Annotated in this window: 13 protein-coding genes; all 13 read left to right on the plus strand. The window is 47.7% G+C overall.

Annotation, left to right across the window (positions count from 1 at the left end):
- The first annotated feature begins 680 nt into the window (after window positions 1-680).
- The 13 genes from OCV88_RS04615 to OCV88_RS04675 all read left to right on the plus strand — a co-directional run bounded on the left by OCV88_RS04615 (window position 681) and on the right by OCV88_RS04675 (window position 15,209).
- A complete protein-coding gene (locus OCV88_RS04615) occupies window positions 681-6,827 on the plus strand; it encodes an LPD25 domain-containing protein (RefSeq protein WP_262590977.1) in 6,147 nt (2,048 codons plus the stop codon).
- Between the two features lie 80 nt (window positions 6,828-6,907).
- Complete coding sequence (locus tag OCV88_RS04620) at window positions 6,908-7,237, plus strand: DUF6664 family protein (protein WP_262359015.1); 330 nt, start codon at window positions 6,908-6,910, stop codon at window positions 7,235-7,237.
- A 112-nt stretch (window positions 7,238-7,349) separates the two neighbouring features.
- Window positions 7,350-7,775 carry a hypothetical protein gene (locus OCV88_RS04625; protein ID WP_008816808.1) on the plus strand — a complete coding sequence of 142 codons (426 nt, stop codon included), beginning with the start codon at window positions 7,350-7,352 and terminating at the stop codon, window positions 7,773-7,775.
- Between the two features lie 148 nt (window positions 7,776-7,923).
- Entirely contained in the window at window positions 7,924-8,907 is a 984-nt protein-coding gene (locus OCV88_RS04630) for a DUF3991 and TOPRIM domain-containing protein (protein WP_008816807.1), read from the plus strand.
- Between the two features lie 73 nt (window positions 8,908-8,980).
- Window positions 8,981-9,274 carry a hypothetical protein gene (locus OCV88_RS04635; RefSeq protein WP_002607879.1) on the plus strand — a complete coding sequence of 98 codons (294 nt, stop codon included), beginning with the start codon at window positions 8,981-8,983 and terminating at the stop codon, window positions 9,272-9,274.
- A 105-nt stretch (window positions 9,275-9,379) separates the two neighbouring features.
- The gene (locus OCV88_RS04640) at window positions 9,380-9,520 is read left to right on the plus strand and encodes a DUF3789 domain-containing protein (RefSeq protein ID WP_008816806.1); all 141 of its coding nucleotides are present in this window, start codon (window positions 9,380-9,382) and stop codon (window positions 9,518-9,520) included.
- Window positions 9,480-9,812, plus strand: a complete 333-nt coding sequence (locus OCV88_RS04645; protein ID WP_008816805.1) for a plasmid mobilization protein — start codon at window positions 9,480-9,482, stop codon at window positions 9,810-9,812. Before OCV88_RS04640 ends, OCV88_RS04645 begins: the two co-directional genes overlap by 41 nt.
- Window positions 9,812-11,221, plus strand: coding sequence for a relaxase/mobilization nuclease domain-containing protein (locus tag OCV88_RS04650; protein ID WP_008816804.1), 1,410 nt, complete (start codon window positions 9,812-9,814; stop codon window positions 11,219-11,221). Before OCV88_RS04645 ends, OCV88_RS04650 begins: the two co-directional genes overlap by 1 nt.
- Window positions 11,163-11,978, plus strand: a complete 816-nt coding sequence (locus OCV88_RS04655) for a PcfB family protein (RefSeq protein WP_158424444.1) — start codon at window positions 11,163-11,165, stop codon at window positions 11,976-11,978. Before OCV88_RS04650 ends, OCV88_RS04655 begins: the two co-directional genes overlap by 59 nt.
- A gap of 6 nt (window positions 11,979-11,984) precedes the next feature.
- Window positions 11,985-12,848, plus strand: a complete 864-nt coding sequence (locus OCV88_RS04660; RefSeq protein ID WP_008816802.1) for a hypothetical protein — start codon at window positions 11,985-11,987, stop codon at window positions 12,846-12,848.
- A gap of 15 nt (window positions 12,849-12,863) precedes the next feature.
- Entirely contained in the window at window positions 12,864-13,061 is a 198-nt protein-coding gene (locus OCV88_RS04665; protein WP_008727088.1) for a hypothetical protein, read from the plus strand.
- The gene (locus OCV88_RS04670; protein ID WP_044947529.1) at window positions 13,048-14,841 is read left to right on the plus strand and encodes a VirD4-like conjugal transfer protein, CD1115 family; all 1,794 of its coding nucleotides are present in this window, start codon (window positions 13,048-13,050) and stop codon (window positions 14,839-14,841) included. The genes OCV88_RS04665 and OCV88_RS04670 overlap by 14 nt, the downstream gene beginning before the upstream one ends.
- 14 nt (window positions 14,842-14,855) lie before the next feature.
- Window positions 14,856-15,209: a glutamyl-tRNA amidotransferase subunit A gene (locus tag OCV88_RS04675; protein ID WP_008816800.1), complete on the plus strand. Its 354-nt coding sequence runs from the start codon at window positions 14,856-14,858 to the stop codon at window positions 15,207-15,209.
- The last annotated feature ends 38 nt before the right edge of the window (window positions 15,210-15,247 follow it).

Raw genomic sequence — 15,247 nt, forward strand, 5'->3', positions numbered from 1 at the left:
AAAAGCATGGTTCCTATACAAAGCCCGACCTTGTACTTTCGTGGTCAAAAGTAGAAAAACGGATCAGGGAACTGATTCAAAATGACCGCTATTTTAATGCCAAGGAAAAAGACCACTATCCTGAATTTCTGGAAAGTGTGGAAGCTCCCCAGTATGAAATTGATGCACAGCGGAAAATGGCAAGGCAGCGTTTTATTGATGCCCACCGTGACCTTCCGCCTGCGGATAAGAGAGATACCCTTTCTTTGCGGCTGTCTGATTTTATCCGTGATCTGGATCATTACGAAAAGGATCTGCTCAAAGAGGTGGATCGTGCCGATCTTGCCGATGTTCCTGCCGAACAGATGGAGCAGCTTCTTTCAGAGCCTGCCACTGTCCAGCAGCTGCTTGATTTTCTGACGAAAGTGCAGAGGCAGACCGTCAGCGTTTACAGCCGGAGCAATGCATGGCGCTTTTCCCAGGAACTTCTGGAACTTCACCCTGTCCGCTACCTCTATCATGAGGGAGATACGGTGTATCTGGGAGCAGATAAATATGAAGTATCTGCCTTTGATGAAACTGCTGTATCCCTTCAAAATCCTGAATTTCCCCTGTTCGGGAAAGAAATGAGCCGGACGGATTTTGAAGAAAAGCTCCGTGAAAATCCTGCCAATGACCACCTGAAGGTCATCATTACAGAAATGCAGGACAAGGAAACACCTGCCGAAACAAAGCCTGACCGTCTGGTATTTTCTATTGGCTTTTCAGAACACCCCGCCTTTTATGACCGGGAACTGAAGGATCGATACACCGATTTGAGCTTTGCCCTTGGCAATTATCTTCTGGGTGTTTTGGACGAGAAGCAGCACCGGGAAAGACAGGCGGAAGAAAATCATGTTGGATGGTATCACAAGACCGATTTTGAGATTACTGCTACTATTGGCGGCGAGGATTTTCACTATGAGGGACGCTTTGACATTGGAGATGGCGAGGGCGATCTGATTGCCCATATCAAAAACTTCTATGAATACTCCCTTTCCCCCAATTGTCCATTTATTCCCGAATGGAAGAAACAGGGCGAGGATTTCTATCGTGAGAAACTAGAGAGCCTGCAATGGGGACGAGATGTATTCCTTCCCTATCTGGAACAGCATAAGACGCTGACGCCAGAGGACGAGAAGCTCTTTGCGGAAATCATGGCAACAGAAAATGACTGGTTCCGTGTCCCGGAGGACAAGAACACAAGCCTTGCCGGGCGTTTGGTGGACTTCATTGAGGAAGTTGATCCATATGAGTATCAGGATACCTTGGAAGTTGGAGAAACCAAAGAGGATGCCATTCAGAAAATCGAGGCGGATTTAGCTGATCCGACGCATGTGCAAAGTTATGTGGAACAGCTGACGCAGTGGCAGGAAGAATTGGAGGATGAAGAACAAAAAGAGATCTGCAGACAGCTTATTGCTGAATTGCAGCCCACTGCCGGACAGGAAGAAAAAGAACAAGATGGAGTTTCACAGGATTCTTCCGACCTGATCGGTAAGGAAATTGTGATCGACAACCGCAGATACCGGATTGAAAGCGTAGGAGAAATCAGCGGTGATGTGTCTATGCGTGACATCACATTCCAGAACCATGTTGGTTTCCCGATCAATCGTGTGGAAAAGATCAGTTATATCCGCAGGCTTTTGGAACAGCAACAGCCACAGGAGGAACTACTGAAACAGGCGAAAGCCCTGATCGATGAATTTATCCATGAAGAATACGACAGCGAATCAGGGGCAGATTATGAGGATTTGCACAGCGTAGGGCTTGCCTATACTACTTCCGAGAATGAGGAGCATGATCTTCAGATCAATGCGGATCTGGTGGATTGTACACTGGATATTTATATCGACAGCAGCCTGGCTCATCGAGAAAGATTCAACGGGCTTTCGGATATGATTGAACGCTGTCTTTCTGATCTGGAATTTGGAGACTTAGTAGCAAAGGCAGAAGATCAGGTTGAACGATTGAAACCGCTTGAATCACAGCCCGAAGAAAAGACAGAAAAAGCAGTTGTTCCTTCTTCTGACCGGCACAATTATCGGATTACAGAAGATACTTTAGGTGTCGGTGGTGCAAAAGAAAAATTCAGAAACAACATGGCAGCCATCCAGCTGCTCCATGAGCTGGAATTGGAACATCGTCTTGCTACACCCGAAGAACAGGAAGTTCTTGCCCGTTATGTTGGCTGGGGCGGTCTATCCATGGCCTTTGACGAGAACAATGCGGCCTGGGCAGAAGAATTTAAGGAGCTGAACGCCAGCCTCTCCCCGGAAGAATACCGGGCAGCCATGGAGTCCACTCTGACAGCGTTCTATACCCCGCCGGTTGTCATCAAAGCCATGTACGAATCCCTTGACCATATGGGATTTTCCGGTGGTACGATTCTGGAGCCGTCCTGCGGAACCGGCAATTTCTTTGGTCTGCTCCCGGATCGTATGGCAGGCTCAACGCTTCACGGTGTAGAAATCGACTCTCTTACAGGAAGAATTGCAAAGCAGCTTTACCAGAAAGCCAGCATTGCCATTGAGGGATTTGAGCAGACAAAACTTCCCGATGACCATTTTGACGTCGTTGTCGGCAATGTACCGTTTGGCGATTTTAAGGTCAATGACAGCCGTTACAACGCCCAGAAATTCCTGATCCACGATTATTTCTTTGCGAAAGCATTGGATAAAGTCCGCAGCGGCGGCGTAGTGGCCTTTATCACTTCCAAGGGAACGATGGATAAAACAAGCCCGGAGGTGCGGAAATATATCGCACAGAGGGCAGAACTTTTAGGAGCCATCCGCCTGCCAGATAATACGTTCCGAGCCAATGCAGGGACAGAGGTCACCAGTGACATCCTCTTTTTGCAAAAGCGTGACCGCATTGCAGATGTGGAACCGGATTGGGTACACCTGGATACCGATGAGAACGGGATCACCATGAACAGCTATTTTGTACAGCACCCGGAAATGATCCTGGGCGAAATGAAAATGGAAAGTACCCGTTTTGGTTTTGACTCTGTCTGCAAGGCATACAAAGATATTCCACTTGCAGACCTGTTAAGCAAAGCTGTCCAGAACATTCAGGGAGAAATCCCGGAGTATGAAAAAGGGATCGATGAAATCTCGGATGAACCGGACGCTTCTGTTCCTGCCGACCCGAATGTGCGCAATTTTTCCTTTACCATGGTGGATGGAAAAGTCTACTTCCGGGAAAATGACCGCATGACACCGGCCACAGTATCTATGACCGCAGAGAGCCGCATCAAGGGATTGATCCAGATCCGTGACTGTGTCAGAAAGCTCATCGAGTATCAGACGGAGGATTATCCAGAAGAAATGATACGCACCGAACAGGAAAACCTGAACCGGCTGTATGATGCGTTTTCCCAAAAATACGGGCTGATCAATAGCCGTGGCAACTATCTGGCCTTTGCATCGGATGAGAGCTACTTCCTGTTATGCTCTTTGGAAGTGCTGGATGATGAGGGTAATTTCAAACGAAAAGCAGATATGTTTACGAAGCGGACGATCAAGCCCCACCGAGAAGTTACTTCTGTGGAAACGGCCAGTGAAGCCCTTGCCCTTTCGATTGGGGAAAAAGCACTTGTTGACCTGCCTTATATGGAACAGCTTACAGGCAAACTCCAGGAGGAACTGGTACAGGAATTGCAGGGCGTGATCTTCCGTATCCCCGCTTCGGAACCGGCAAAATATGTGACTGCTGACGAATATCTGTCCGGCAATGTGCGAACAAAACTTCTAAGCGCACAGGCTGCGGCAAAGGAAGATCCGGCGTATGAAATCAATGTAGAAGCCTTAAAGCAGGTGATCCCCAAAGACTTGTCAGCGGCAGAAATCTCCGTCCGTCTGGGTACCACCTGGATACCGCAGGAGGATATTCAGCGGTTTGTCATGGAGCTTCTTACCCCTTCCAGCTATGCAGCAGGAAGAATCCGAGTGCGCTATACTCCAATGAATGGCGACTGGTTTATTGAAAATAAGAGTTCCGATTTCGGAAATGTCAAGGCGGACAGCACCTATGGTACAAAAAGGGCTTCCGCCTATCGTATTATTGAGGACACCTTAAACCTGCGTGATACCCGTATTTTTGATTATGTGTATGATGAAAACGGCAATAAAAGAGCCGTATTCAATGCCAAAGAAACCACGGCAGCGCAGGCAAAGCAGGAAGCTATCAAACAGGCATTTCAGGATTGGATCTGGAAAGATCCGGCACGAAGGAGCCGACTGGTGCGGTATTACAACGACACATTCAATTCCGTCCGCCCTCGTGAGTATGACGGAAGCCATATTGTATTTGGCGGTATCAGCCCAGAGATTACTCTCCGACCTCACCAGGTCAATGCTATTGCCCATATCCTGTACGGCGGCAACACACTCCTTGCCCATAAGGTGGGCGCAGGAAAGACCTTTGAAATGGTTGCTGCGGCACAGGAAAGCAAGCGCCTTGGATTATGCAATAAGTCGATGTTCGTTGTTCCCAATCATCTTGTGGGGCAATGGGCTTCCGAGTATCTCAGGCTGTACCCAAGTGCCAATATCCTTGTAACCCGCAGGCAGGACTTTGAGACGGGCAACCGGAAAAAGTTCTGTTCCCGCATTGCCACCGGCGATTACGATGCGGTCATTATCGGGCATAGCCAGTTTGAGAAAATCCCAATGAGCATTGAGCGTCAGAGAGAACAGCTTCAACGTCAGATTGATGATATTGAGCGTGGGATTGATGATGTGAAGGCAAGCAAAGGCGAACAGTTCACGGTCAAGCAGCTGATGAAAACCAGAAAGGCGATTCAGGCAAAACTGGATAAGCTCAATGACACCAAGCGAAAGGATACCGTCATTGATTTTGAACAGCTCGGTATCGACAGGCTCTTTATTGATGAGAGCCATTTTTATAAGAACCTGTATCTTTATACCAAGATGCGAAATGTAGGCGGGATCGCCCAGACGGAAGCCCAGAAATCCAGCGACCTTTTTATGAAGTGCCGCTATCTGGATGAAATCACAGGCAACCGGGGAACGATCTTTGCCACGGGAACCCCGATCAGCAACTCCATGGTCGAGCTGTATTCGGTACAGCGCTACTTGCAGTATGATGCGCTTTTACGGAATGGTTTGCAGCATTTTGACAGCTGGGCATCCACCTTTGGTGAGACAGTCACCGCTCTGGAGCTGGCTCCGGAGGGAACCAATTACCGGGCGAAAACCCGCTTTGCCAAGTTTTTCAACCTGCCGGAGCTGATGCTGATGTTCCGGGAGGTGGCGGATATTCAGACCGCCGATATGCTGAAGCTCCCTGTTCCGGCGGTCAAGTACCACAACATCAAGACCAGGCCAAGTGAAATCCAGACGGAACTGGTCGCTTCCCTTGCCAAACGAGCAGAAAAAGTCCGTGCAAGGCTTGTGGAGCCGAATGTGGACAACATGCTCAAGATTACCAACGATGGTCGAAAACTTGCCCTTGACCAGAGGATGATCGACCCCATGCTGCCGGATGATCCCAACAGCAAGGTGAATGCCTGTGTGGACAACGTGTATCGTATCTGGGAAGAATATGCGGATACGAAAGCAACCCAGCTGGTGTTCTGCGACCTGTCTACCCCGAAAAATGACGGGACTTTTAATGTCTATGATGACATCCGGGAAAAGCTGATGGCCCGTGGTATCCCTGCCGAACAGATACGGTTTATCCATGAAGCTACCAGTGACGCACAGAAAAAGGAACTGTTTGCAAAAGTGCGAAGCGGCGAAGTCCGTGTCCTGCTTGGTTCAACCCCTAAGATGGGTGCAGGTACCAACGTACAGGACAGACTCATTGCCATTCATAATCTGGATTGCCCGTGGCGTCCATCCGATCTGGAACAGCGCCAGGGACGTATTGAGCGCCAGGGAAACAGGTTCCCGGAAGTTCAGGTTTACCGTTATGTGACGGAGCAGACCTTTGATGCTTATCTCTATCAGCTGGTGGAATCGAAGCAGAAATTTATCTCCCAGATCATGACCAGCAAAAGTCCTGTCCGCTCTGCGGAAGATGTGGATGAAGTGGCCCTTTCCTTTGCAGAAGTCAAAATGCTTGCCACAGGAGACGAGCGTTTCAAGGAAAAAATGGACTTAGACATTCAGGTTTCCAAGCTCAAAGTGCTGAAACAGAGCTATCTATCCGAGCATTACGACCTTGAGGACAGGATACTGAAATATTTCCCGCAGACCATTAAGGAGTGTGAACAGCGGATTGTCTGCTATGAAGCCGATGCTTCCCTTGCCCGGCAGCATCAGCCGCAGGGCGAAGAAAAGTTCTGTCCGATGACCTTAAAAGGAATCACTTATACGGAAAAAGCAGCCGCAGGCGAGATGCTTCTTGCGGTCTGTAAAGAATATCCGATGGCCGAGCCTGCGGAAATCGGAAGCTATCGTGGGTTCAAACTGGAAGTTTTCTATGATACCTTCAATGCCCATTACTGTTTATATCTTTGCGGAAAGGCAAAGCACAAGGTAGATTTAGGTACTGATCCACTGGGTAATCTGACCCGAATTGAAAATGAGCTTGCGAAAATTCCTGCAAAACTGGAAGCCGCAAAAACCAAAAAAGCAGAAACGATGGAGCAGCTTGAAACTGCTAAGATTGAGGTGGAAAAGCCGTTTGCCTTTGAAGATGAACTGAAAGAGAAATCAGAACGGCTCAATGCCCTCAACATCGAGCTGAATTTAGATCAGAAAGATCCCGCTGTGCTTGATGCAGAGCCGGAGCAAAGTGAGGAACCGCCCGAAAGAAAATGCGCAAGCCGGGAGAGATAAATTCCCTTTTTGCACATTTGTATTGCATAAATATGGGCAGTATAATAAGTGTAGAATTGAAACTATCGGAGGTGAGAGCGGTGTCTGACGAGTTCAGATTTGAAACCTTTGTAGATGCCCACAGCAATATCTTTCGTGAATATCTAAGCTCCGTGATTGCGAAACTGCCGGAAAGCAATGAGGACTACCGTGCCATTCAGGAACAGATGGAAACGATATTTCAACAATATCCCAAAGTGCTAGAGGCTGTTGATACCGAAACTGCAACGGAATTATCCCAGCAGGAATGTGCGGCTCTGATCAAGGTTATGGAGCTTAGAAACAATCTGACAGATATTGAAATGCAGACGGTTTACTTCCGTGGCTGTTATGATGGCGTTGGGTATCTGAAAAAAGCAGGAATTTTATAACCGACAAAGGCGGCATTGGCGTGAAGCTGATGCCGCTTTTACATAGGTGTGGGATAGAAAAAATTGCAGAATTATGATATAATATCATAATTTGAAATTTACGGAGGCTATCATGGAAGAATTGTTAGTCTATGCGCTTTTATTTTGCGAGGAATTAGTAACAGAAGCCGAGTACAATGAACTACTTGATGAAATGTTTCTCAGCGCCCCCGAAAATGATGATTTGCTCTATTTAGAGGGCGAGACAAATATAAAGAAAGCCATTATCTATATACGAACTCATATTAATTACAATCATTTTGATCTTGAGCAGTTTGGCAGAATTTTGATGAGTAAATTAAAAGATGTCTATGTAAAATGTTCGGATATAAAATATTTCGCAGAGCGGATGTATAGTTTATGGGAAAACCTTCCTGGAAATATTCAAGACATAGAACCGTTTTGGACATTGTCTTATGCTGATGATCCTCTATCATGGGGGGATGAAGAACAAACTAGAAACATTTATGAACATATACTAAATTACTATAAAGATTAAACTTTATAACAGTTCCATCTGTCGAGGAGCCAAACGGAATAGACAAATCTCAGTTTGTAGTTACAATTAAATATGATTTTACATAGCCGAGAGGTTTTCATTACGAAAATCCCTCGGCTTTTTCTATTTCAGGAGGTGATTTTATTGAATGAGAAGTAACAGACCCTATGTACAGCTTGACCCTGCCGTGATTGAGCAGGCACGGCAGATGGACTTGCTTTCCTACTTGCAGAGGTATGAACCAGACAATCTGAAGCATGTGGCGAGGAATGTTTACTGTACCAGAGAACACGACAGTCTGAAGATTTCCAATGGCAAATGGTACTGGTGGTCAAGAGGTTTTGGCGGTGTTTCAGCTCTCGACTATCTGATCAAAGTCAAGGAATACAGCTTTGTAGAAGCTGTGGAAGCTCTGGCAGGTATTACCGCAAGTTGGAGTCCGCCGCCTGTTTCTGCACCCAAAGAGGAACCCAAGGTGCTTCTTCTACCACCCAGAAATAAAGACTGTGACCGGGTGATCCAGTATCTTTTCGGACGTGGCATTGACTTTCAAATTATTCAGGAGTGCATTGCAGACGGTACGATTTATGAAAGTGCCAGGTATCACAATGTTGTTTTTATCGGCAAGGATGAAAACGGAACCCCTAAGTATGCTGCCTATCGTGGTACGATGGCCAGCTCCTTTAAGGGCGATGCATCGGGAAGCGACAAGCGGTATTCCTTCCGCCTTCTGGCAAGAGAGCCATGCCAGTCGGTGCATCTGTTTGAAGCCGCCATTGATTTACTCTCCTATGCTACCCTGCTTAAATGTGAAGGTAAGGACTACAAAAAAGAAAATCTGCTTTCTCTTTCGGGCGTGTATCAGCCAAAGAAAGAGATAAAGGACAGCAAAATCCCCATTGCCCTTTCCACCTTTTTGAAGGGAAATCCACAAGTAAAGACCATTTTTCTGCATCTGGACAATGACAAAACAGGCAGACTCTGTACTGCCGCCTTAAAAGAATTGTTGCAGAAAGACTATCAGATCGTTGATGATCCACCGCCTGTCGGTAAGGATTTCAACGATTTTTTATTGTCCTATTTAGGAATTGCAAGGCCGAATCGGAACCATGAAAGGAGGGATGCCCGTTGATTGTCCACTGATTTTTAGAAGGAAACACCACGGCATTGAAATTAAATTGAACAAAGAAAGTGAGGAAAATTCATTGAAAAAATTTAAGGTTACTCTGACTGGACACTATCAAAAGACCATTTCCGTATATGCGGAAACCCCGGAACAGGTAAAAGAAAAGACAGAAACCATCCTGTTTGACACTGACCTGATCGACTTTTCTGATGAGGATTTCATTGGCGGTGAAGCTGTCGTCACCGTAGACCGGGAGGACGGTCTTGAAGAATCCGTCGAAGAAGAAACGGATGAGGACGACTGCTGTTCGGGCTGCCCGTACTTCTGTTCCGTTTGCGGAGAATGTGTGTATGAGGACGAGTGCGAGGAGTGATGTCTTACCAAGCACTGAATTTGGTTATCCAGAAATCTTCTGGATGCCAAATTCGCTTGTTAGGGGGCATCCCCTAATACCCCAGTGAAGAAAAGGAGTTTAAGAATGAGTGAATTTATTGCGTTTACCCTTGGCGGAATTTTCGGTGTTGTACTGATGTGCTGCCTGCAGATCAACCGGCTCTCCGCCAGAAAGGATGTGGGAAATGAGAAACCGAAGCGTACAGATCCTGTTTCGTCTGAATGAGGAAGAAGCACAGCATCTCTATGAGCTTGTAAAAAGATCGGGCCACTCCAAAGAAGCGTTCCTACGGGAAATGGTCAAGGGCTACCGACTTTGTGAAAAGCCCGATCCTGAATTTTATAAGATCATGCGGGAACTGTCTGCCATCGGCAACCGTATCAACCAGCTTGCTGCGAAAGCCAACGCTCTTGGATTTGTGGACGCTCCCATGCTTGCACAGGAAGCAAAGAAGTGGCATGAGTTTCAGGTGGATGTCCGAAAAAAATATCTGCTTCCCCAAAGGCCATCGGGATAATGGCAGTCTGTGAAATCTGGGATGTACGGGGCAGGCTTGACCACCCGATTGACTATGCCGAAAACCCGGAAAAGACTGCCAATCCCAATTACTCGGAAACAGACCTTCAGGCTTTGGTGGATGTGATGGAATATGCGACCAATCAGGATAAGACGGAGCAGCGTTTTTTTGTCACGGGTGTCAACTGTGACCCTGCCTCTGCCAGAGAGGAAATGATGATCGCTAAAGCACAGTGGAACGATGAAAGTGAGATCATCTGCTATCACGGGTTCCAGAGTTTTAAATCTGGAGAGGTCACGCCCAAACAGGCACACGAAATCGGCGTCAGACTTGCACAGCGGATGTGGGGCGACAGGTTTCAGGTAATCGTTGCTACCCATCTGAATACGGACTGCCTGCACAATCACTTTGTTGTGAACTCGGTTTCTTTTATGGACGGGAAACATTACCACGACAACAAAGCCAATCTTCGATTGCTTCGCCAGCGCTCCGATGAGCTGTGTCGGGAATATGCCCTTTCGGTCATAGAACGTCCAAGCGGCAGAAAGAAACCCTATGCGCTTTATCAGGCGGAAAAGAATGGAATGCCCACACGGGACAACGTGGCAAGGCAGGCAGTGGATGAAGCGATCAGCAAGTCCTTTACCCTGAAAGACTTTGACCGTCAGATGGCGGAAATGGGATACCATGTCCGATTTGACCCGAACCGGAAATACTGGACGATCATGGGCAAAGGCTGGAAGCGCCCCAAGCGGCTTTACAAGCTGGGAGATGATTATACCAACGAGAGGATCATGGAGCGCATCCGGGAAAATTCCTATGCGGTGAAGTTTTCCCGGTTTGCCGGGCCGCAAAAACCAATCCCGGTGTACCGCCTGAAAGGCACTCTGAATGGAGTAAGGAAAATCGGCGGGCTGCGGGGGCTGTATCTGCATTACTGCTACAGGCTCGGTATTCTTCCGAAAAACAGAAAACAAAATTATGCAAGGCTTCATTATCTTTTGAAGGATGACCTGATGAAGATGGAAGCCATATCGCAGGAAACAAGGCTGCTTTGCCGGAATCGCATTGATACGGTAGAGCAGCTTTGTTCCTATAAGGAATCTTTGGAAACGGAAATGGCTGACCTGCTTCAAAAGCGCAAGGGACTTTATTCCCAATCCCGCAAGATGGGCGGTGAAGAAAAGGAAGCGATACGGTCACAGCTTTCCGATCTTTCCAAACGATTGCGAGAAATCCGAAAGGAGGTGAAACTGTGCGAGGGGATCGAGGCCCGTAACGATACCCTCAAGGAAAAGCTGAAAACCATACGGGCAGATGAAGAACAGCAAAGAAAGGAGCTGATGACGAATGAACACAAGCGGCGAAGCGGCAGAACAGATCGTCCGAATGAGCTTGGAGGGATTTGAAGTCGCCGCCAGGATTACCGGTGCTGGTGCGAAAAACATTGCCATTCTCTTGTATTCCATTCTCAAAGAAGAAAAGAAAACCAAAGGCAAGGCAAGACTCACCAACATGCTGCGCTCTGGAAAGGAACTGAAAGTCTTTACCGTCAAGAATGGTGATTTAAAGAAGTTCACACAGGAAGCCAAGAAATACGGTGTCCTCTACTGTGTGCTTGCTGACCGAAAAAACAAAGATCCCAATGCCGAGGTGGATGTGATCGCCCGTGCGGAGGATGCGTCTAAGATCAGCCGTATTGCGGAGCGCTTCAAACTGGCATCGGAAAGCACGGCGTCTATTGTGACGGAAACAGAAAAGTCCAAAGATACGAAGGACGGCCAGCCGGAGCCAGACATCGGAGTACAGGAAAAGGCAGAGAAAGATAAACTTCTTGACGCTCTGATGGGTGCGCCGGTTCAGAAGGAGGAACATGCCCCGGAAAACCCCTCAGTGGCAAAGACCGAAAAATCCCCTCAGTCCGAGCCTATCTTAGAGCAGCCAAAGAAGTCCGCAGAGGGGGCTACTATGACTAAGGAAAAACCTTCTGTCAGAGAGGAACTGCGGAAAATCAAAGAGAGCCGTAAAGAGCAGGAAGCGGAGGCTTCCCCTTCCCTGGACAGAAGCTCTGCTTCTGACAGAGCCAAGAAACCGCCAGCAGGAAAAACAGAGCATAAACAGCCGCCAAGGCGGAAAAAGAAACCCAAATCCAAAGAAACGAGGTAAACGATAATGAGTATTTATGATGTATTTAGCGGCGGCAGTAAACCGTTTGATAAAGCACAGTGGGCTGCCCAGAAGCAGGAACAGCGAAAGGAAGCTTATGAGCTGATCGACAGTACCTGTACCAAAATGATGACCAGCGGAAATTGTTTCCAGCAGTATCTGGATGTGCAGAGCCGTTTTGACCGTTATTCAGTTGCCAATGCCATTTTGGTATCTGCCCAGAAACCCGATGCAGTGCAGCTGAAAGATTACAGCGCATGGAAGCAGAATCGGATCTATGTCAACAAGGATGCACACAAGATCGTCATTCTTGAACCGGGTAAGGAATATATCCGTGAGGACGGCTCAAAGGCAGTCGGCTATAATGCAAAGATTGTCTATGACATTTCTGAAACCTCTGCGGCAGGAAAAGTACAGGCACCGGAGACGAAAACCATGCGGGAGCTTGTTTCCGCCCTGATTGATGCAAGCCCGGTTCCCTTTGTTCCGGTTGACGATCTGGAAATGCCTGCCTACTACGATAGTAAGCAGCAGACGATTTTTATTAAGACCGGTCTTTCCGAAGAACAGCTTTTTGTGAGCATGGCAAAGGAAGTTTCTGCAGCGGTCTTTGACTTTAAACACAATGAAAGCCGTGATGTTTCCGATTTCAAATCCTTCTGTGTCGCCTATATGGTCAGTGAACGCTATGGCGTAGATACCAGAGGGTTCAGTTTTGACCGGCTTCCGGGTGAATTTTCGGAAATGGATACGCAGGTGTTCAAAGGCGAGCTTAACTCCATGCGTGATGTTCTGGGAGAAATCCAGAGCGACATGTTTAAGAGCCTGGAAAAGAGCAGACCGCCTAAGAATAAGGAGCAGGAACGCTAATCGGAGGTAGAGCCTATGAAAGAAGAACGATACCATATCGCACTGGATAGGTACGACAGGAATATCGTGATCAATGCCTTAAATACCTTGCGGACACGGCAGATACAGGAGGAACGCCCCACCGAGCCTGTGGATGAGCTGATCGACAAGGTAGCCAATGCCCCGACAAAGAAAGTCAGGGTGCTTCCCTGTAAGTGTCATGAGGAACGATAACGACCAGAAAACGAGCATTATCCTTTCTGTCTGCGGGATTGTTCCTGTCGTATGGTTTGCCCTGCTGACAGCGCCCTATGTCAGTGGAGGCATGGTAGAGATCGTCAACGGATTACCCGTGGCGATGCGCCACCCTTTTGCAATCAGGATGTGTGAGGACAGCTTAAAAACTGTCCTTCTTTTTTTGCTCGCTTATGCAATGGGGATCGGCATTTATTTCTCTACCCGCAGGAACTACCGCAGGCGGGAGGAGCATGGCTCGGCAAAATGGGGCAACACCGGGACTTTGAATAAAAAGTACCGGGATAAAGATCCGTCCGCAAATAAGCTGCTGACGCAGAATGTCCGTATTGGTCTGGATGGCAGAAAACACCGCAGAAATCTGAACATTTTAGTATGCGGCGGTTCCGGCGCAGGAAAAACAAGGTTTTTCTGTAAGCCCAATGCCATGCAGTGCAATACCTCTTTCGTGATCCTCGATCCGAAAGGAGAAATTGTCCGTGACATTGGCGGTCTGCTTGAAAAGAAAGGCTATGAAGTGCGAGTCCTTGATCTGATCAATATGCACCGAAGCCATTGTTACAATCCCTTTGTTTATCTTAGGAATGACAACGATGTGCAAAGGCTGGTGACCAATCTTTTTAAGGCAACCACGCCCAAAGGCGCACAGTCGCAAGATCCCTTCTGGGATACAGCGGCCAGTATGCTGCTTCTGGCACTGGTGTTTTATCTGAAATACGAAGCGCCGCCTGATGAACAGAACTTCCCAATGGTCATGGAGCTTTTACGGGCTGGTGAAGTTCGGGAGGATGATGATAGCTATGTCAGTCCTCTGGATGAACTGTTTGACCGGTTGGAATTGGATAACCCGGAGCATATCGCCCTGAAGTATTACAGGGATTATCACTCCGGTTCGGCTAAGACCTTAAAGAGCATCCAGATCACCCTTGCCGCAAGGCTTGAAAAATTCAATCTGGAGAGCCTTGCCGGTTTGACAGCTACGGATGAGCTTGATCTGCCCTCTTTAGGCGAAAAGAAAGTTGCTTTGTTCGCTCTGATACCAGACAACGATACGAGTTTTAACTTTCTTGTCAGTATCCTTTATACGCAGCTTTTCCAGCAGCTCTTTTATCTTGCCGACCACAAGTACGGAGGCAGCCTGCCTGTCCACTGCCATTTCATCATGGACGAGTTTGCCAACGTGAGTCTGCCGGATGATTTTGACAAGATTCTTTCTGTGATGCGCTCCCGTGGCGTATCCGTCAGCATCATTCTCCAGAATCTGGCGCAGCTGAAAGCACTCTTTGAAAAGCAGTGGGAAAGCATTGTGGGCAACTGCGATGAATTTCTGTATCTGGGTGGCAACGAACAGAGTACCCACAAATATGTGTCCGAGCTTTTAGGAAAGGAAACCATTGATACGAACACCTATGGAAAAAGCTCCGGGCGCAGCGGAAACTATTCGACCAACTATCAGATTTCAGGACGTGAACTGATGACACCGGATGAGGTGCGTATGCTGGACAACCGCTATGCACTGCTGTTTATCCGTGGGGAACGTCCGGTTATGGATCTGAAGTACGACATCCTGAAGCACCCGAATGTGAAGCTGACAGTGGATGGCGGCCAGCCGCCGTATATCCACGGAGAGCCGACACAGGCTGTCGCTACGCTCGTGTTTGACAGTGAAATTCCAGAGAATGCCGTAAGCATTGCATCTGTCAACACAACCTATGAACTTCTGTCCGATGAGGATTTGGAAGAAATGTTTAACATCTAAAGGAGGATTTATCTATGAAATTTTTTAGCAAGAAGGATACTAAGAAGAAAGAAACCGTGAAACTGCCGATGAGCAGAAAGACCAAAAGAGCCTTGGTGGCGTATGCAGGGGCTGTGCTTTGTATGACCTGTTTTACCACGACGGCATTTGCCGCCAACGATCCCATTACCGTAGTCAACAACCTCTCTGACTTCATTTTCGGACTGGTAAGGGCTGTGGGTATGATCATGCTCGGCTTTGGTATCGTGCAGATCGGTCTTTCCCTGAAATCCCATGATCCGTCCCAGAGAGCGAATGGATTTCTGACGCTTGCGGGCGGCGTAGTCATTACCTTTGCAAAGGAGATCCTTACCCTGATTACAGGCTAAGATAACGGGCGAAACAAGGCAGTGGGAGCAGATCTGCT

Source organism: Brotonthovivens ammoniilytica (assembly GCF_025566885.1).
Taxonomy (GTDB): Bacteria; Bacillota; Clostridia; order Lachnospirales; family Lachnospiraceae; genus Brotonthovivens; species Brotonthovivens ammoniilytica.

What these genes read in the sequence shown, in the direction of transcription:
- OCV88_RS04615 (WP_262590977.1), top strand. Translation starts at nt 681, where the DNA reads ATGCAGGACAAGGAAACACCTGCCGAAACAAAGCCTGACCGTCTGGTA.
- OCV88_RS04625 (WP_008816808.1), top strand. Translation starts at nt 7,350, where the DNA reads ATGGAAGAATTGTTAGTCTATGCGCTTTTATTTTGCGAGGAATTAGTA.
- OCV88_RS04630 (WP_008816807.1), top strand. Translation starts at nt 7,924, where the DNA reads ATGAGAAGTAACAGACCCTATGTACAGCTTGACCCTGCCGTGATTGAG.
- OCV88_RS04640 (WP_008816806.1), top strand. Translation starts at nt 9,380, where the DNA reads ATGAGTGAATTTATTGCGTTTACCCTTGGCGGAATTTTCGGTGTTGTA.
- OCV88_RS04645 (WP_008816805.1), top strand. Translation starts at nt 9,480, where the DNA reads ATGAGAAACCGAAGCGTACAGATCCTGTTTCGTCTGAATGAGGAAGAA.
- OCV88_RS04650 (WP_008816804.1), top strand. Translation starts at nt 9,812, where the DNA reads ATGGCAGTCTGTGAAATCTGGGATGTACGGGGCAGGCTTGACCACCCG.
- OCV88_RS04655 (WP_158424444.1), top strand. Translation starts at nt 11,163, where the DNA reads ATGAACACAAGCGGCGAAGCGGCAGAACAGATCGTCCGAATGAGCTTG.
- OCV88_RS04660 (WP_008816802.1), top strand. Translation starts at nt 11,985, where the DNA reads ATGAGTATTTATGATGTATTTAGCGGCGGCAGTAAACCGTTTGATAAA.
- OCV88_RS04665 (WP_008727088.1), top strand. Translation starts at nt 12,864, where the DNA reads ATGAAAGAAGAACGATACCATATCGCACTGGATAGGTACGACAGGAAT.
- OCV88_RS04670 (WP_044947529.1), top strand. Translation starts at nt 13,048, where the DNA reads ATGAGGAACGATAACGACCAGAAAACGAGCATTATCCTTTCTGTCTGC.
- OCV88_RS04675 (WP_008816800.1), top strand. Translation starts at nt 14,856, where the DNA reads ATGAAATTTTTTAGCAAGAAGGATACTAAGAAGAAAGAAACCGTGAAA.